Source organism: Thermosphaera sp. (assembly GCF_059755995.1).
On sequence record NZ_DBOUKL010000035.1, the window covers coordinates 1 to 15,685 of the forward strand.

The window sequence follows — 15,685 nt, forward strand, 5'->3', positions numbered from 1 at the left end:
CTGTGGTCCCACTACAGCCGGGCGCTCTGCCGCTGAGCTACCGCGGGATCCATTTTTAATCTAGATTAAGGGCTTCTTATAAGTTTTACCAGGGATAGTTTAAAACGGTGTTACCATGGGTTTTGAGCCACAGGTGTTGAGTGTTTTAAGGAGAGATATTGAGACTGTTTCTAAAATGCTTGACGAGAAGGATAAGGTTAGGGAGGAGGCGATCAGGCTTGTGAGAGAGATTGTCAGGCTGTCAGGCGATCTTATCTCATCAGTTCATGCTAAAAGAGTAGAGAATGCCGTAAAAATCCTGGAGAGCCTTAAGGCTAGGAAGGAGGAGTTTCTCGCTCTCCTATCAAAGCATCCTGACCTACTATACTCTGGGCTTTCCTATAACGCTTTAAGCGAGTTCGCGGAAGCGGTCATCGTGTATCATTTAGTGTTGGAGGGGAGAATGCCGTCTCTCGAGGAGATCGATGTACCAATACCTGCTTACCTGCAGGGGCTTGGGGATGTTGTGGGAGAGCTTAGAAGGTACATTGTAGATCTTCTCGACCGCGCACTGGTTGAAGAAGCAACGCGCTATTTAAGGATCATGGAGGCAATCTATGAGAGCCTGAAGCGTCTCGACTACCCTGACGCGATAACCCCTGGGCTGAGGCACAAGGTAGATGTTGCTGCGAGGCTTGTGGAGGATACGAGGGTTTTGATTTTAACCACCAAGAACTCTTTGAGAACGCTTGGAAACCTTTAAAACTCGGCGTTAACCTCGCTGAGAACATCTCGGCTAAGCCTCTGCAAGGCCTGGGAACGCTGGACTCAGACTATTCCTCAATGCGTCAACTCTACGTGCATCAGTCGTTACTCGCTGGCGAGAGCTTTTAAGATGGTTCAGGTTTTTCACCTTCATCTAATCCGGGTATGACGTAGGAGTATATTCAGAACGGCTCTTCCTCATCATTCCTGTGTCAGGTCCGCAATTTCCAATCATCCATAATAAATGTATTTTCTTAATGCCTGATATACTTTAAAGTGAAATGTTTCCCTGTCGAAGAAGAACGACCTGGTTCTCGCGTTCCTGCTTAATTTTTCCCACTCCTCCTTATTGCCAGCTAGTCTGCTTATTATCTCAACAGCCTCCTCCAGGGTTTCATAAGGCTTGACAATATCGGGATTGTAGTTCCCTATATCGCTCCACCCTCCACTATCTATAGGGGTAATAACGGGTGTTCCAGCCGCCATTGCCTCCACGATTGAGATCCCGAAATGCTCCCTCGGGGTTAGATGGATGTAGAGAAGGGATTCTCTATATAATTTTAGAAGCTCGCTTCTCGGGGCGTTGGGAAAGATTTCAAGAGACTCTTCGAGACCCTCGCTACTTATAGTGTTTTTTAAATTGCGATACAGGTCGTTATTGTATTCTGAGAGGGAGCCTGCTAGAACAACCTTCACACCAATCTTCTTCTTCTTCAGTAGCGATGCCAGCTCGACAGCTCTCTCGGGCTTTTTCTCAGGGCTTATTCTGGAGACTGTTAATACGTAAGGTTTTCTTTCGTAAAAGCCCAGGGGTTCCTGGATGAGAAGCGGTTTAAGGTTGGCTGGGGGGTGTATGATCAAAGGTTTTATTCCGTAGTATCTTCTGAGGAACCTTGCAGTGAATGAGGAGTTGGCCACGAATGCTTTAGCTCTTCTAAACACGAATGGGAATGCCACAGCATTTATGAGTGAGTAGGCTTTTCCAACGATTCTTCCAATCCCTTTCACCCCGGGATAGTATGTATCGTGGGGCATTAGGCTAGGGTAGTGGAAGTATATTACATCTCCGATACCTGAAATAGCGTCGCCGCTAGTGTTTACTGTTAAAACAGGCTTCCCGGGCGGCTCGCCTAGCCCGATATCATAGTTCTCCAACTCGTCAACCCATATGCCGAAGAATCCTGTGATCCTTAGCAAATCCTCAGGCTTTCGAAGGGTCCACGAGTCAATGTATGCTTCAAACCCTTTCTTCGCGAAAGCAATTGCTGTTTCTATGGTAACGTACTCGCTTCCGCCAGGCCCCATTACCATTGTGTTAATCATATGATGTTTCACTACAATGTGTTTTGTCATAAGCAGTATTCCTCAATCTGCGACTCTTGATCTCCGGGAAGCGTGACAGTGCAGTAACCCTTCTCCCTGAGGGAAGAGGCAAGCCCTTGAGGATCCCCATTCCTCGACGCATCCACTACGACAAGGCCTGGTTTAGCCGTCTCCACGTACTGGACTAGATCGTCGAAATCGCTGTGATCGCTGAGGGCTACCAGGTACGTGTAGTCATCCACCCTCCTGAAGGGCTCGCGGAACTCCCAGCCGCTTAAGACTATGTGAAGGGCTGATCCGTCAAGCCTGCGCCTTGAAGCGGACATCATGTGTTTGAACACCACGCTTCTCTCAAACCTTCTCCCAGGGCCTTCCTTGAAAACATTGGCTATTCTGAAACCGTATTTCTCAAGCGCCTTAGTGATCTCGTAAATCTTCTCAGTTAACACGAAGGGCTCGCTCACGCCTTTCTCCCTGAGGATCTTCATGGCTTCCTGCACCTTACCGTGGTACCCATATATGAACACCTGCCCGTAGTATGACAGGCCGTAGTTGACCAGCTCGTAGAGAATTCCTGGTACAGAGTCTTTGAAAGGCCTGCGATGCGTGGGATTACCGTAGGTTGCTTCTATGACTAGGACATCCAGGTTTTTCATTACAGCTGTCTTCTTGGTTAGCTTAAAATCGCCGGTGTATCCTAATCTATATCCTTTGTACTCGACCATGACCTGTGCAGAGCCTACTATATGGTCAGCTGGTAGCAGGGTTACTTTCTCAACCCCTGTTGAGAAAACCTGGTTGTACTCTAACGCCTTAGCCTTCATTTTAAACAGTGTTCTAAGAGACCTGCCCACGTATCCCAAGAGTTCAATCATTTCAATAGTAACTGGTGTGGCTAGTATAATCTCCGATTCTCTCACGCTGTCCGAGAGCTGATTTACATGGTCGGAGTGGGCGTGGGTCACTACCCTTATCCTTCTGCCTCCATGACCGTCAACGGATATGTTCTCCCCTAGCAGTATAGCACCGTTTTCGAGAATATTCACATGTTTCAGTAGTTCGCGGTAGTAGTATTGATTGAGCAACTCAGACCCCTACTCAGGGTTTTTGAACAAAGGCTTCCAAACCCTTGTCTTAGGGTCGTAGATTATGAGGTTGTCATCGTAAAGGGCTCTCCAGAGCGCGAACCCTTTCTCCCCCAGGGCCTGCTTTATCTCATCCTCCTTGTTCGTTGTAACCGTTTTGAAAAGCTTTTCTTTGAACTCCTCCCAGAAGCCTCTGTCCACGGCTATTCTCTCCCTGCTCAGCTTCAACACTACAGCCCCTTCTCTTTCAAGGTAGGAGAAGAAAGCATCCCGTTGAATCCGGGGAGGGAGAGTGCTCTCGAACAGGATTTTATCCTCGCTAAGCCTTTCAATACCTGTTTTATAAGCCCTACCCCGTTGAACAGGCGGGGGCGGTTTCGCCTCAGCCTTTTTCTCAGACAACTCCTTAACAACGCTCTCGATATGGTCAACCCTCTCGTAAAGCTCGGTTAACTGTCTCCTTAAAGAATCAATAACTGAGAGGGACTTGTTCAGCTCATCCTGGAGCCTGCGCTCAAGCTTCTGCCTCAGCTTCTCGAGCTCAACCTCTCTAGCGGCCTCAGGTCCTAGCACCTGTTGCTTAACGATTTCCTCTATAAGGGCTGAGACATCCGTGAAACCCTTCCTCTCCGCCAAAGCTTTCAGCTTCTCGTAAGTATCGCGGGAAACCCGTATTTTCAGCTCAAACGTTTCATCAGCTTCCATAATAGCATCCAAACCTATATTATTAGTTTAAACTCTCATTTAAACAAGGAGGGTTTTAAGAATTGCTGTACGCTGACTCACACCTTCACACAAACCCTCTCCAAGGCTTAGGGGCGGGCAGGGTAGCTAAGAAGTTTAAGAAGGAAGGAGGCTGGTTCATATCGCTTGTCTCTCTCCCACCATACCATTACGGTTTCACCGAGATATCGGTCGACTCCTACAGGAAGACCCTTGACCTGCTTGTAAGGGAGGCGGAGTCCGCTAGGAGTGAGGGGTTGAGCGTTGTAGCCCTAGCAGGATTCCACCCGAGCGAAGTAGACGAGTATTTGAGAAGGGGCCTCAGCAAGAAGGAGGTTTACGAGCTGGCGGTGAAGGTTCTCAACTTGATAATTGACTATGTAAGGAAGGGCCTGATCCACGGGATAGGCGAGGTTGGGCGGCAGCACTACGGCACGAGTCCGGAGAGGCTGGTATTATCAGAGACGATAATGATGGAGGCCCTGGAGCTAGCCTGTCAGCACCAAGCCCTCGTCCACCTACACCTTGAGCAGGGGGGTTGGGCAACAGCTTTCAACATTGCGAAAATACTTGATAAAATCCCTTGCAAGAGCAACAGGGTGGTGCTCCACCATGTTAACTATGAGACAGGATTGTGGAGCAGCGTGCTCGGTCTCCCGGCAACCCTCCCGGTTAAGACTAGCTTGGAGAAAATCCTGGGAACGCCTGGAATACGGCTCGACGGGTTCCTGGTAGAGTCCGACTTTATAGATGATCCTAAGCGGCCCGGGGTTTCAGCATACCCGTGGGAGATTCCCAGGTTTTTCAACGAGAAGCTTGAGAGGAGTGAGGTTTCCGAGGAAACCGTGTTCAAGCTGAACGTTGACAATGTTTCGAAAATCTACGAGGTGCCTCCTCCATGAGCAATGCTTTGCAACAGAGATGCGAGATCTGCATGGTTAACGACGCGGTCTACACATGCAGGTTGTGCGGTAGAAGGGTGTGCAGGCAGGACTTCGATGATCAGCGAGGAATCTGCAAAGTATGCTCTCTCACGCTTTGCGAGCTCTGTGGGAAACAGTTATCAGTAGGCTACTGCGTAGTATGCGGTAGGCTGGGATGTGAGGACTGTATGATCCAGGTTTCAAACGTAGCCTACATATGCCGGGACTGCTTCGCCAGGAACAAGAGTGTTAAAACTGCTTATAAATTCCTCATTAACCCTAACAGGTGGTGGTTTGATGGTTTTGAAAACCGGTAAGCTAGATTGGATGACAATGTCCCAGCTTCTTGGAAAACTACCTGTTAAAGATCCGGACGTGGTTCTAGGCCCGTCTCAAGGAGAAGATGCCGGGGTTGTAAGGCTTGGAGACGGGTTCATGGTGACTCACTCAGACCCGATTACAACCGGTGTGGAGCACGCCGGGTACTTAGCTGTTCACGTCGCGGCTAACGACCTAGCTGTGAGAGGTGTTCACCCCAGGTGGTTCCTGCCCACAATACTCGTATCGCCCGAGTTAAACATGGAGGAGCTTGAGAAGATCTTCACGGATATAGGGAGGGCTCTAGGGGAGATTAATGGTGTGGTTGTAGGCGGGCACACAGAGGTTACTCCCGGCCTCCAGCGGACCATAATAGTGATGACGGCTATCGGGTACACCAATGGTAGGGTCGTATTGACGAGGGATGCCCGGCCCGGCGATGTAGTAGTCGTGGTTGGGAAGATAGGTGGAGAGGGCGCGGGGGTTCTAGCATGGGATTGGGAGGAGAAGTTGCTGGAGAAGAATGTCCCGGTTGAATTCATCGAGATCGCTAAGAGCTACATGTACAATATCAGCGTCGTGAAAGTAGCCCTCGGGCTTAGAAACATCGTTAACGCCATGCACGATGTCACGGAGGGCGGGTTGATCCAGGCTCTGAGAGAGCTAGCGGTGGCAAGCCGTAAAAAAGTCGTCGTAGACGCCTCCCGTATAAGGTTGGACCCGGTGGTGGATAGGATAGTCTCCTCATTGGGTCTCGACCCGTTGAGAATATTGAGCAGTGGGTGCATCATTGCAACCCTGCCGGAGTCCAGGTTGAAAACAGCGGAAAAAGTAGCAGCGGAGAGCGGCAAGGAGTTTAACATTATAGGCTGGGTTGAAGACTCGGAGAAGCCCGAGGTGTTGCTGAGGAAGGGAAGCGAGACCGTTTCAATAGACTCTGATATTGTTGATGAGATTTATAAGGTGTGGGAGTTATTTTAAAACCATTGGTGTTTACTATGACGAGTGTTTCAAGCGGACTCTTGATCGCTTCAGAGACCCTGTTAAGCATTGCCGAGAAGATAACGAGTAATGTGCTAAAGGAGTCTGGCAAGATGAACCCTAAGGTTGTGAGCCTTGTTTCAAGAGTTAGGGAGGATGTTGAGATGCTTGGAAAACTTGTTAAAGCATTAGGCGAGAAAGCACAGTTGCTACAGGGGGGCGGGGAAGGCATTAAACTAGCTCCTTATCTCTATGCTTATGCTTTAAAGAATCAGGTAGTGTTCGCTAAGGCAAGCCCTAGGAGGTTCATGGTTTCCTTCAGCCCCGAAAACCGCGAGGTCTGGGTTTCAGCCGGCAGGTTTAAAGCATTGTTCTCGCCTGGAAGGATTAAAGTAATTTCTAAAGGATTCTCAGTGGAATTCGACCCTTACAATAGGGGAGACTATGTTGAAAAATACAATGACATAAAATTCCTGGTCGATGAGTTAGAAACCGTGGTTAATAAAAAACTAATCCAGAGTTTAAATGTTAAGCTTGGAAAAATCAGTGTTTAAGGATTTTAAGGAGTAGCAGTTGTTTTCGAGGCTTCTCCTTCCCCAACACCGATAGTTCTTGGAAGCTCCGCGAACCTCTCCTTAATCTTCTGCTCAGCCACAACCTTGGCCTCCTCTAACACCTTCTTAGCCTCGCCATCCAATCCAGTGCCAACCTCTATCGACAGGTCGACCATCCCTGCACCCATCGCGGTCTCAAGCTCTCTCACAGCGTATTGGAGGTCGATCCAAATGTCCGGTGCAACACCCTTCAGTATTCCAAGCGCCTCCTTCATAACACCCAGTACTGGCGCAACCTCGTTGACAGCTCCACCATATATCACGAAGGTCTCAAGCTTCAACGCAGCGTGCTCCAAGGCGTATTGAACGGTTAACAGCTGCTTGGTAATCTTCCTTATCTCGGCTACTTCGCGAGCATACATTCTAGCCCTTACTTCATCCCTTCTTGACAAAGCGTCCACGATGATTTCAAATAACTCACGGTCCCTTTCTGAGAGCTTCTCGATGTAACCATTTATCCTGCCAATAGCTGTTTTAACCCTGTATTGAGCAACAATCGCTTTCTTCTCAATCGGCTCCTTGTCATTGGTGAAGAGTCTCCTCAACTTGTCGCCAATGGTTTCCTCACGTCTGATTCCTGCCCAACTCATATTTTCCACCAGTTTAAGGCTCACTCTTCTTATCGAAGTTGAAATGTTTTTAAAGAATAGGACTCTAGACAACTGTTCAGGGTATCTGGATAACTTGTGGCACTGGGAATATTAATAATATTTTACGTAGATAACTCTAATACAAGCAGAGGGGTCGAAGCCTGCATGGAGTCTTCAAGTCAGTTTGACATTTACATTACGTGTGAGAAAGACTGTCCACTTCGATATGTTGAGGCCTTGGCAATGATTGGCTTGCTGGAAAAGGCTGAGGTTGTGGAGTGTGGAGAGGAGAGATTCAGGAAGATAAGAGGGGTGGTTGTCACCGGCAGGGTTGTTGAAACCAGGTGTTTTCTGGATGAGGAGGTTAATCAATCACTTAGAATAATCAACATCTACCTGGGCTTCGCCAGGTCAAACAAGGCCAGGGAGAAGCTAACGGTTGTCGAGCCTGGGGCCAGCGGGAGCGAAGCATTATAACCGGGGAATACTGAAAGTATAGTGAGTGATGAATGGTATTACCGGGGAGCGGTAGCGATGAACGGGCCCCAGATCTGACATCATAATCTGCTCAGGATGGAGGGTGCTGGTGTTGGAGGGTGGCTGGGTGGTTGTCCTAATAACAGCAAGCACGCGTGAAGAGGCTTTGAAAATAGGCAGAATGCTTGTCGAGGCTAAGTTAGCGGCATGCGTTAACATTGTAAGAGATGTTACAAGCATATACTGGTGGGAGGGCAAGGTTGAGGAGGGTGGAGAGCTCCTCTTAATTGTTAAGACTACTTTTGAAAAACTAGAATCCCTTATCAAGGAGGTTAGGAAAATCCACTCTTATAGTGTCCCCGAAATCATAGCAATACCGGTTGTTGCGGGCAACCCGGACTACCTGAGATGGGTGCGTGAATCAACGAGTTGAGTTCAATGGAGGAAACCCTGACAAGGATAACTCAGCCGATAAACAACACTCGTCTTCAGGACTGGGTTGAAGGCCTTGACCCGTTCTCCTACATTGCTTTGCTCATTGTTTTCACGGTTTTCATCACTTTAACCATTCTCGAGTTCAAACAGGAAGGGATTAGAAGTGCATTACTCGACCAACGGGATTCCCCGGTCAAGTGATCTTTGAGCTTTCACATAAGCCTGGAGGGGTGTCACCGCTTTACCTATACCCACCTTGAAGTCAAGCCCAAGGCTTAAAAACTCGCTAATGCTTGAAGGATCTAGCAGACCCACCGACCTTGCATCCCTGCACTCTAGCAGCAACCCTCCGTTTCTAAACATTAGCTTAGAGATTTCAGCACAATAGTACTTACTAACGTAAACGCTGAGGGCTAGGTCATTGGGAGGTAGCTCACTACTGTAATCGAAGAGCGCGATCACCACTTCACCTGTCTCTCCCGCTAAAAAGGTGAATCCAGGCTTATCGAACAAGTATTTCGAAGCAAGTAGCAGTGTAGTGTATGGTTTACTATGGCTAACAGATACGAATGAAACCCCGTGTTCAACCATCTGGTTCAACTGCTGGTAAACCATTTTCTCATCCAGCTCGCTAGCATTTCCTGGCAGAACCGTGAAGAATCCGCTCATTGTGTGAAATACGAGCCCCTCATGCTTCAGATAGTATTGAAACAGGGTTTCGCGAACCCTCATTGTCAAACCTTCAAACTCGTCATAGCCGAGATATCCCTTGGAGAGACGGATTCTATCCTCCCCTAGTATTCTCACATAAGTTACACGGGGCAACCCGCATCTTACTCCATGACGCGCTTATTGGAGACACATTGTTTCACTATAAATATGGTTATTCCTCATATATATCTTGAGGGCTGGGCATGGGCGGTATATTTGCCGCGGTTTGTAAGGAGAGAATACCTGAAGGCGTCTTGTACAATGGCTTGAGGAGGCTTGTCTACAGGGGTTATGACGGAGCTGGTGTTGCTTTTCTACGAGGGGATAAAATCGTTGTATTGAAATCACCCGGGCATTTAGAGAAGATTGCTCCACAATTAAGCTTTTTAAACGTTGACTCGGACGTCGCGGTTGCACATACAAGATATGCTAGCAGGGGCTGGCCTGTCTTAGAGAATACTCATCCCCTGCTGGATTGCACCGGTAGAATCGCCGTTGTAGGAGACGGCATAATCGAGAATTACGAGGAGTTTCGAAGAGTACTCGAGGATAGGGGGCACCAGTTCAAGGGGAGGACGGACACGGAGGTAGGGGCCCACCTGCTTGAAGAAGAGTTGAACCAGCGGGTCAACGTGTTAGAAGCGCTTCAAAACCTGAGTAGACAGTTGAAAGGGTTGTACGCTCTGGCATTTCTTGTCGAGCCGTATAGGAAGATATTCTTTATCGCGAATGGTCAGCCATTGGTCATCGGTGCAGGGGGGAATTGCTACTTCCTTTCAAGCGACATCCCCTCTTTATACGGCTTCGCTGAAACCGCGTACGTGGTTGAGGATGGAACAGTGGGCTGGGTGGATGCTGAAGGCTTCTCAGGAGTAAGGATCGCTGACGGAAGCATTATCACCCCTTCAGGGCTTCAGGGTAAAAGGGTAAAGCACTTTGCCGAGGCTGGGGAGAAAGGCGGCTTCCCCCACTTCATGCTTAAGGAGATATATGAAACGCCCGAGGCTTTAAACAGGGTTTTGCTCGCGGTAATGGAGAAGTATCTCCGCTTAGCATCAATGATCGTGTACGGTGCGAAGAATGCTTTCATACTTGCCAATGGGACGAGCCTTCACGCCGGAATGATAGGTTCTTACTACTTTAACGACTTAGCGGGTGTGAGTGTTGACCCGGTTTCAGCAGCAGAGTTTCCCTACTATGCTTTGGAAACTGTTGAGACCGGCACTGTGGTTATTGCGATAAGCCAGAGCGGTGAAACCTCCGATGTGATATCGAGCATTAAGCTTGCTAAGCAGAGAGGGGCTGTGGTTATAGGGATTACCAACAACGTCGGGTCAAGGCTTGCCTTGGAGTCTAACGTTTACCTTCCGATAGGTGCTGGGCCGGAGATAGCGGTGCCGGCGACGAAGTCGTTTACTGCGACGCTTGCGACACTGCTTCTCTTCGCATCCTACACGGGGATGTTCACAGGTAAAACCACTCGGGATGATTACCGGAGAATAGTTGACGAGGTTAGGAATGCTTCCGCATTGTTGAAGGAGAAGATATCGGAGTTTGACAAGAGTGTGACCAGTATTGTTCAGCTGGACTATGACTGGAAGAGCGCTTACGTTGCGAGCAGCGGGATAAACTACCCCCTTGCTCTCGAGGGCGCATTGAAGCTTAAGGAGGCAGCGATAATTCACGCTGAAGGATTCCAGCTTGGCGAGATGAGGCATGGACCCATGGTGTTGATCTCCAATGATTTCCCAATGATACTGATAGAGCCCGCGGAGGATCAGGCTAAACCACTGTACGTTAAGGTTTTGGAGGAAGCCCGCAATAAGGGTGCTAAACCCATCGTGATCGGTCCTGGCAGGTTTGGCGACAGCGTCACTATTCAAACACCCAGCGTTCCAAGGTATCTCTCCCCGATCATATCCAGCATTCCAATCCAATTGCTCGCATACAGGCTTGGGGTAGGGTTTAATAGACCTATCGACACTCCTCCTGGCCTCGCGAAAGCTATAACCACCTAGTATTTAAGTCTACAAAGACTTTTCTTGATCGATGAAGGCGATGAAGGATCCTAGTCCAGGATGATGTGTGATGAGGAATCTCCGGGACTGAGCCGGATCATTCATCTCTGCGGGTTTCCCCGTTTCCACGGGTTGCTGGCTTCCTGTTAAGGTTATAATGGCTTGTTAAGGATTGAAATATGCTAAGGAGGATTGTGGATGAGCGCTAGGCTAGACCCCTGGGGGCATTTCGCAATAGAGGATTATGAGAAATTGCTGGAAGAGTTCGGGATACGGCCTATTAACGAGGTTTACGGGTTGATGAGCAGGCTACACCCGTATTTCACCCGTAGAGTGGTTTTCGGGCACAGGGATTTTGACAAGTGGCTGGAGGATCTTAGGGCTGGCCGCAGGGTAGCGGCTCTCACAGGATTCATGCCGAGCGGTAGGCCTCACTTAGGCACTGCTATGGTTTACGAGGAGTTAAGGTTCTTCCAGGAGCTAGGGGCTCACGTTAAAATCGCGATCGCTGATGCGGAGGCATATGTGGTGAGGAGGGAGGATAGGAGATCAACTATTTTAAACGGTGTGGACTTCATAGCCCACGCTATCGCATGGGGTTTAGATCCGGAGAGAACAGAGTTCTACTTCCAAACCTCTATGAAGGAGGAATACTATCGTCTGATACAGATGTTTTCCAGGAAAATAACTATGGCGGAAATGGAGGCGATATATGGGGAGCTGTCCCCGGGTAAAATCATTGCTTCTCTAACGCAGGCAGCGGATATCCTGCACTTGCAGCTAGACTCCTACGGGGGGTTTAAGAACGTTCTCGTCCCTGTGGGTGCTGATCAAGACCCCCACCTTCGGTTGACGAGGGACATAGCCGACAGGTTTGAAGGAGAGCTAGGCTTGAAGCGCCCGGGATCTATATACCATAAGCTTATCCGAGGGCTGGACGGCAATAAGATGAGTAAGAGCAGGCCGGAGTTCGCTATCCATTTAGACGATGATGAAGAAGTGGTTAGGAAGAAGTTCGTAAGCGCTTTAACAGGGGGGCGGGCGACGGCTGAGGAGCAGAGGAGGCTGGGGGGTGAGCCGTGGAAGTGCACGGTTTATGAGATGTATCTCTACCACCTGCTGTATGATGATGAGAAGCTTAAGGAAGTATACGATGATTGCGTTAGCGGCAGGATTCTATGCGGGCAGTGCAAGAGGAAGGCCTTGGACCTCCTTCTCGAAAGAATAAGAGAGCACCGTAGAAGGTATCAGGAAGTAAAGGAGAGTAATATTGTTGGAAAAATAGTTAACATACCGTCCTTCTAATCATAGCCCATTTCTCTAAGTATCTGCTTAACAACGTTCTCCGGCTCAGGATTCTTAGTTATCGCGCCGCCTACCACGACGATGTCAACACCTGAGTCGATCAACGGCTTTATGTCGCCTGGCTTCAGCCCTCCAGCCACTGCTATCCTGGATGAAACAAGTCTTCTCAGCTCCCTCACCTCGTTGATCAAGTCTTTCGCAGAAACCCCGCGGGCTTTCTGAACGCTGATACCGATGTGGAACAGTAGCACGTCGACGCCGTAGTTAGCTAGCTCAATGCCTCTTTTCAACGGTTCAGGATGGTTTATCAAGTCCGCTATCACGGTCTTACCGCTCTCGTGTGCAAACCTGACCCCTTCCTTCACGACTTCGTCGTCAGCAACCGCGAGTATAGTGTAAGCATCTGCTCCAGCGCTGAAGACGGTCGCGCCTTCGACCTCGGGAACATCCATGGTTTTCGTGTCAGCCACTATGAAGCAGTCTGTTATGTTTTTCAAGGCTTTCACAGCTATCTTGCCCCAGGATTTCAGAAGAGGCGTGCCCACCTCGATCCAGATGTTCTCGCAGGTGACTGCGGAAACTATCCTAGTAGATATTTCAACAGCTTTCGTAAGCTCCAGGAGATCTAGGGCAATCTGTAGCTTTCCCGGCATCTAGACCACAACAACCTATAATTCCCACACATAATTAAATATGTGAGAGCCTGGTAGGTAGAGATGACTTTAAACATTAAGGCGCAGAAGCAGCTTATTCGGGAGAGAATCTGGAGGTTGCTAGAGGAGAAGAATGTAGCGTTGTTTCCGAGACCTGTTTACGGTAGAATACCTAACTTTGCAGGGGCTGAAAGGGCTGCTCAGCGCTTATTGAGTTTGAAAGTGTGGGAGAATGCTGAAGTCGTGAAGTCCAACCCGGACTCGCCCCAGGCCCATTTAAGAGAGCACGCGTTGAGGCAGGGGAAGACTCTTGTAATGGCGACTCCTAGACTGTTGAACGGCTTCCTAGTGCTGAAGCCTAGCTCAATAGAGCCTTCACGTATACGGCAGGCTACAACTATTAAGGGAGCTTTCAAGCATGGTAGGAGGGTCTCGCTGAGAGAAATTCCCCCAGTAGATCTTGTTGTTACTGGATGCGTCGCAGTCGACTTAAAGGGTAGAAGGCTTGGGAAGGGAGGCGGCTACTCAGAGCTCGAGTACGCTATTCTAAGAGAACTGCATCTTCTCGACGAGAAAACCCCTATTTTAACAACCATTCACGACCTCCAAATCGTTGACGAGGTTCCACTGGAGCCTCATGACTACACGGTAGACTATGTTGCGACACCGGCTAAGCTGATAAGGATTGATGGAGAGATGGTTAGACCCAAGGGGATTTTCTGGGAGTTGCTAGGCGATAAGGAGAACCTTGAAGTGGTAAGGGAGCTTAAATCAATACTGAGCAAGTAGCTTAATAACTCACCATAGTAATCAATACTTAACGGGATGATTTGATGGAAGAGTTTTCCAACCTGTTGAACTATAGCGTGAAACTCGTTGAGTCAAGGCTAAGTGAAGTTTTCAACGAGCTTGAGAGAGAAGCAGGCGGTGTAAGCCCTCATTTAAACAATATCCCGTTTATTGCGAGAGATTATACTTTACGCGGGGGGAAAAGGATTCGCGCTTTCCTAGCCTTAGTGGGCTACTGGAGCAGGACCTGGGGCTCAGGAGATGTCGAAACTATTTCAAAGCTAATGGCAGCGCTTGAATTGCTTCAGAGCTACCTCCTAGTCCACGACGATATCATGGATATGGATGAGCTGAGGAGGGGAGGTCCAACCGTGCACGCATGGTTCAGGGATGAGTGCTTGAAGGCTTGCACATCGTCAAACTGCACACACTACGGTGTTTCACAAGCAATTACCGTCGGAGACTATCTTGAAGCAACAGCCGTGGAAAACCTGGCCATGCTCAAGCTCCCTAGCGAAGCCTTCGTAAAACTTATCACCACTTACTCTAAAGGTTTGAGAATGGTTGCTTACGGCCAATACCTGGATGTCCTATACTCCAATCTGCCGTTAGCTAGGGTGGGTGAAAACGATATCCTACTTGTTCACAAGTTGAAGACAGCATCCTACACGGTGGAGTTACCCTTACATTTAGGCGCCATAGCCTCTTTAAAGTACACTGACAGGCTTCTAAACGAGCTCTCCTCTTACGCTATGCCGGCTGGAATAGCCTTCCAGCTTAGGGATGACATAATAGGCTTATTCGGAGACCCGCGCACCACGGGGAAGCCCAGTGGAAGTGATGTTAAAGGAAAGAAGAAAACCCTTCTCATTATAAAAGCATACGAGCTCTCTTCCAGCAGTGATAAAAAGTTTCTCGAGGAAGTGTATGACGAACTGCCTAGTGAGAGGATAACGGAAGAGCATGTTGAACGAGTAAGGGAGATCGTTAAATCAACCGGTAGCTTAGACTACAACTTGAAGCTCATAGACGAGTTGGTCTCACAGGCGTTGCGAGAGGTTGAGAAGGCTGTTGAAGTAAACCGTGAAGCGAAGGAGGTTTTAACCTGGCTCCTCAATAAGCTAGCCTACAGGGAGAAGTAATATTTCCTACCGCATCTCCTCACGTTCCTTACCCGTATTCGCTCTCTTAATTCTCTCCCTAACCTCCTGAGGGGTTAACGTGGGGGTTTTAAAGAACCCGTAGCCTATTAGAAAGAGAGAGGCCGCGAATATGAACACTAGAGAGTATATTGTAATTTTCAACGTAACCTCTTGGAGGCTTTTGCTCGAGAAGAATAACAGGTATGTGTAGAAACCCATGAAAACAGTTGTTGAAAACATCAGTAGTGCTCCAATAGTTCTCTTTCTCAAACAGGTTCACCAAGCCTTTTATTTTAAACTAATATAATAGTAACCCGGCTTTTAACGTATCTCGTGGTTGAATGTTGACTAGGAGGAAGGGAGAGATCGAGGAATGGTTGAAGAAGATTTTCTTCGGAGGCCGTAAAAACGATTACGTTGTCTACGTTAAATACAGGGATGAAGGGGTTGACGTTTTGAAGCCGGTGCCCGGCGAGTTTATAACTGATGTAAGAAGAGGCTACATCTTCACCGGGGAGGATCAAATACCTTTTCACAGAGTTGTAGAGATAAGGTTAAAAAACGGGAAAATGGTTTATAGGCGTGGCGAAAAGCCCTAGATCCAGCCTCTAAGCTTCATTGCTTTTACTACTCTGTCAACAGCTATGGCGTAGGCGGCAATTCTCATCGGGTATTGCGAGAACCTTTTCTGCCAGTCGTCGTAAACTCTGTGGAAGTTTATGGTCATCATTTTGTCAAGCCTGCTTAACGCTTCATCGTCTGTTAACCAGCAACCCATCCTGTTGTGGCTCCACTCAATCCAGCTCATTGTAACGCCTCCAGCGTTCGCAAGGATGTCTGGGACGACTACGACT

General features: G+C 48.6%; 20 protein-coding genes and 1 pseudogene. 13 read left to right on the forward strand and 8 right to left on the reverse strand.

Features of this window, described 5'->3' with window-relative positions; translation table 11 throughout:
* The first annotated feature begins 115 nt into the window (after nt 1-115).
* On the forward strand, nt 116-742 hold the full coding sequence (locus AC3OH0_RS03810) for a translin family protein (RefSeq protein WP_227410919.1): 627 nt from the start codon (nt 116-118) through the stop codon (nt 740-742).
* Nucleotides 743-975: 233 nt separating this feature from the next.
* On the opposite strand, the gene AC3OH0_RS03815 is transcribed toward AC3OH0_RS03810, so the two are convergent.
* From AC3OH0_RS03815 to AC3OH0_RS03825, 3 genes are read right to left on the reverse strand one after another with little or no spacing between them, the layout of a single operon-like run.
* Nucleotides 976-2,067: a glycosyltransferase family 4 protein gene (locus tag AC3OH0_RS03815; protein ID WP_227410920.1), complete on the reverse strand. Its 1,092-nt coding sequence runs from the start codon at nt 2,065-2,067 to the stop codon at nt 976-978.
* 26 nt (nt 2,068-2,093) lie between these two features.
* Entirely contained in the window at nt 2,094-3,152 is a 1,059-nt protein-coding gene (locus AC3OH0_RS03820; RefSeq protein WP_193436706.1) for an MBL fold metallo-hydrolase, read from the reverse strand.
* Nucleotides 3,153-3,161: 9 nt separating this feature from the next.
* Complete coding sequence (locus AC3OH0_RS03825; protein WP_193436898.1) at nt 3,162-3,857, reverse strand: ribbon-helix-helix protein, CopG family; 696 nt, start codon at nt 3,855-3,857, stop codon at nt 3,162-3,164.
* A 62-nt stretch (nt 3,858-3,919) separates the two neighbouring features.
* Here AC3OH0_RS03825 and AC3OH0_RS03830 point away from each other — a divergent pair, with 62 nt between their 5' ends.
* The 4 genes from AC3OH0_RS03830 to AC3OH0_RS03845 are packed head-to-tail and all read left to right on the forward strand — an operon-like array spanning nt 3,920 to nt 6,651.
* Entirely contained in the window at nt 3,920-4,777 is an 858-nt protein-coding gene (locus AC3OH0_RS03830; protein ID WP_193436707.1) for a TatD family hydrolase, read from the forward strand.
* On the forward strand, nt 4,774-5,115 hold the full coding sequence (locus AC3OH0_RS03835; RefSeq protein WP_193436708.1) for a hypothetical protein: 342 nt from the start codon (nt 4,774-4,776) through the stop codon (nt 5,113-5,115). Before AC3OH0_RS03830 ends, AC3OH0_RS03835 begins: the two co-directional genes overlap by 4 nt.
* A complete protein-coding gene (locus tag AC3OH0_RS03840; RefSeq protein WP_193436709.1) occupies nt 5,096-6,097 on the forward strand; it encodes an AIR synthase-related protein in 1,002 nt (333 codons plus the stop codon). The genes AC3OH0_RS03835 and AC3OH0_RS03840 overlap by 20 nt, the downstream gene beginning before the upstream one ends.
* 17 nt (nt 6,098-6,114) lie before the next feature.
* Complete coding sequence (locus AC3OH0_RS03845) at nt 6,115-6,651, forward strand: hypothetical protein (RefSeq protein WP_498344837.1); 537 nt, start codon at nt 6,115-6,117, stop codon at nt 6,649-6,651.
* A gap of 5 nt (nt 6,652-6,656) precedes the next feature.
* Here AC3OH0_RS03845 and AC3OH0_RS03850 read toward each other — a convergent pair whose 3' ends face one another.
* On the reverse strand, nt 6,657-7,301 hold the full coding sequence (locus AC3OH0_RS03850) for a Snf7 family protein (RefSeq protein ID WP_193436711.1): 645 nt from the start codon (nt 7,299-7,301) through the stop codon (nt 6,657-6,659).
* 165 nt (nt 7,302-7,466) lie between these two features.
* On the opposite strand from AC3OH0_RS03850, the gene AC3OH0_RS03855 reads away from it, so the two are divergent.
* The 3 genes from AC3OH0_RS03855 (at nt 7,467) to AC3OH0_RS03865 (ending at nt 8,414) form a co-directional block, all read left to right on the forward strand.
* Nucleotides 7,467-7,778 (forward strand): hypothetical protein, encoded by a 312-nt coding sequence (locus AC3OH0_RS03855; protein ID WP_193436712.1) that lies wholly within the window; start codon nt 7,467-7,469, stop codon nt 7,776-7,778.
* A 109-nt stretch (nt 7,779-7,887) separates the two neighbouring features.
* Nucleotides 7,888-8,211, forward strand: a complete 324-nt coding sequence (cutA, locus tag AC3OH0_RS03860) for a divalent-cation tolerance protein CutA (protein WP_227410949.1) — start codon at nt 7,888-7,890, stop codon at nt 8,209-8,211.
* Nucleotides 8,208-8,414 carry a hypothetical protein gene (locus AC3OH0_RS03865; protein ID WP_193436714.1) on the forward strand — a complete coding sequence of 69 codons (207 nt, stop codon included), beginning with the start codon at nt 8,208-8,210 and terminating at the stop codon, nt 8,412-8,414. The genes cutA and AC3OH0_RS03865 overlap by 4 nt, the downstream gene beginning before the upstream one ends.
* Here the strand turns inward: AC3OH0_RS03865 and AC3OH0_RS03870 are convergent.
* Nucleotides 8,382-9,038: a hypothetical protein gene (locus AC3OH0_RS03870; protein WP_193436715.1), complete on the reverse strand. Its 657-nt coding sequence runs from the start codon at nt 9,036-9,038 to the stop codon at nt 8,382-8,384. The genes AC3OH0_RS03865 and AC3OH0_RS03870 overlap by 33 nt on opposite strands.
* An 89-nt stretch (nt 9,039-9,127) precedes the next feature.
* Here AC3OH0_RS03870 and glmS point away from each other — a divergent pair, with 89 nt between their 5' ends.
* Together glmS and AC3OH0_RS03880 are read left to right on the forward strand one after the other, a co-directional pair.
* On the forward strand, nt 9,128-10,942 hold the full coding sequence (glmS, locus tag AC3OH0_RS03875) for a glutamine--fructose-6-phosphate transaminase (isomerizing) (RefSeq protein WP_193436716.1): 1,815 nt from the start codon (nt 9,128-9,130) through the stop codon (nt 10,940-10,942).
* 198 nt (nt 10,943-11,140) lie between these two features.
* Nucleotides 11,141-12,247 carry a tryptophan--tRNA ligase gene (locus tag AC3OH0_RS03880; RefSeq protein WP_193436717.1) on the forward strand — a complete coding sequence of 369 codons (1,107 nt, stop codon included), beginning with the start codon at nt 11,141-11,143 and terminating at the stop codon, nt 12,245-12,247.
* Here AC3OH0_RS03880 and AC3OH0_RS03885 read toward each other — a convergent pair.
* Complete coding sequence (locus tag AC3OH0_RS03885) at nt 12,244-12,900, reverse strand: orotidine 5'-phosphate decarboxylase / HUMPS family protein (RefSeq protein WP_193436718.1); 657 nt, start codon at nt 12,898-12,900, stop codon at nt 12,244-12,246. The genes AC3OH0_RS03880 and AC3OH0_RS03885 overlap by 4 nt on opposite strands.
* 63 nt (nt 12,901-12,963) lie before the next feature.
* Here AC3OH0_RS03885 and AC3OH0_RS03890 point away from each other — a divergent pair, with 63 nt between their 5' ends.
* A complete protein-coding gene (locus AC3OH0_RS03890; protein ID WP_193436719.1) occupies nt 12,964-13,689 on the forward strand; it encodes a 5-formyltetrahydrofolate cyclo-ligase in 726 nt (241 codons plus the stop codon).
* A 44-nt stretch (nt 13,690-13,733) separates the two neighbouring features.
* Nucleotides 13,734-14,831, forward strand: a complete 1,098-nt coding sequence (locus AC3OH0_RS03895) for a polyprenyl synthetase family protein (protein WP_498344838.1) — start codon at nt 13,734-13,736, stop codon at nt 14,829-14,831.
* A gap of 6 nt (nt 14,832-14,837) precedes the next feature.
* Here AC3OH0_RS03895 and AC3OH0_RS03900 read toward each other — a convergent pair whose 3' ends face one another.
* The gene (locus AC3OH0_RS03900) at nt 14,838-15,101 is read right to left on the reverse strand and encodes a hypothetical protein (RefSeq protein ID WP_193436721.1); all 264 of its coding nucleotides are present in this window, start codon (nt 15,099-15,101) and stop codon (nt 14,838-14,840) included.
* A 74-nt stretch (nt 15,102-15,175) separates the two neighbouring features.
* On the opposite strand from AC3OH0_RS03900, the gene AC3OH0_RS03905 reads away from it, so the two are divergent.
* On the forward strand, nt 15,176-15,430 hold the full coding sequence (locus AC3OH0_RS03905; protein WP_193436722.1) for a DUF504 domain-containing protein: 255 nt from the start codon (nt 15,176-15,178) through the stop codon (nt 15,428-15,430).
* On the opposite strand, the pseudogene AC3OH0_RS03910 reads toward AC3OH0_RS03905, so the two are convergent.
* Nucleotides 15,427-15,685: pseudogene (locus AC3OH0_RS03910) on the reverse strand (glutamate dehydrogenase); the annotation flags it as partial. The gene AC3OH0_RS03905 and the pseudogene AC3OH0_RS03910 sit on opposite strands and share 4 nt — an antisense overlap.

Excerpts from the sequence above, each read along its gene's own strand:
- AC3OH0_RS03810 (WP_227410919.1), top strand. The coding sequence starts at position 116 with ATGGGTTTTGAGCCACAGGTGTTGAGTGTTTTAAGGAGAGATATTGAG.
- AC3OH0_RS03815 (WP_227410920.1), bottom strand. The coding sequence starts at position 2,067 with ATGATTAACACAATGGTAATGGGGCCTGGCGGAAGCGAGTACGTTACC.
- AC3OH0_RS03825 (WP_193436898.1), bottom strand. The coding sequence starts at position 3,857 with ATGGAAGCTGATGAAACGTTTGAGCTGAAAATACGGGTTTCCCGCGAT.
- AC3OH0_RS03835 (WP_193436708.1), top strand. The coding sequence starts at position 4,774 with ATGAGCAATGCTTTGCAACAGAGATGCGAGATCTGCATGGTTAACGAC.
- AC3OH0_RS03840 (WP_193436709.1), top strand. The coding sequence starts at position 5,096 with ATGGTTTTGAAAACCGGTAAGCTAGATTGGATGACAATGTCCCAGCTT.
- AC3OH0_RS03845 (WP_498344837.1), top strand. The coding sequence starts at position 6,115 with ATGACGAGTGTTTCAAGCGGACTCTTGATCGCTTCAGAGACCCTGTTA.
- AC3OH0_RS03850 (WP_193436711.1), bottom strand. The coding sequence starts at position 7,301 with ATGAGTTGGGCAGGAATCAGACGTGAGGAAACCATTGGCGACAAGTTG.
- AC3OH0_RS03855 (WP_193436712.1), top strand. The coding sequence starts at position 7,467 with ATGGAGTCTTCAAGTCAGTTTGACATTTACATTACGTGTGAGAAAGAC.
- glmS (WP_193436716.1), top strand. The coding sequence starts at position 9,128 with ATGGGCGGTATATTTGCCGCGGTTTGTAAGGAGAGAATACCTGAAGGC.
- AC3OH0_RS03880 (WP_193436717.1), top strand. The coding sequence starts at position 11,141 with ATGAGCGCTAGGCTAGACCCCTGGGGGCATTTCGCAATAGAGGATTAT.
- AC3OH0_RS03885 (WP_193436718.1), bottom strand. The coding sequence starts at position 12,900 with ATGCCGGGAAAGCTACAGATTGCCCTAGATCTCCTGGAGCTTACGAAA.
- AC3OH0_RS03890 (WP_193436719.1), top strand. The coding sequence starts at position 12,964 with ATGACTTTAAACATTAAGGCGCAGAAGCAGCTTATTCGGGAGAGAATC.
- AC3OH0_RS03895 (WP_498344838.1), top strand. The coding sequence starts at position 13,734 with ATGGAAGAGTTTTCCAACCTGTTGAACTATAGCGTGAAACTCGTTGAG.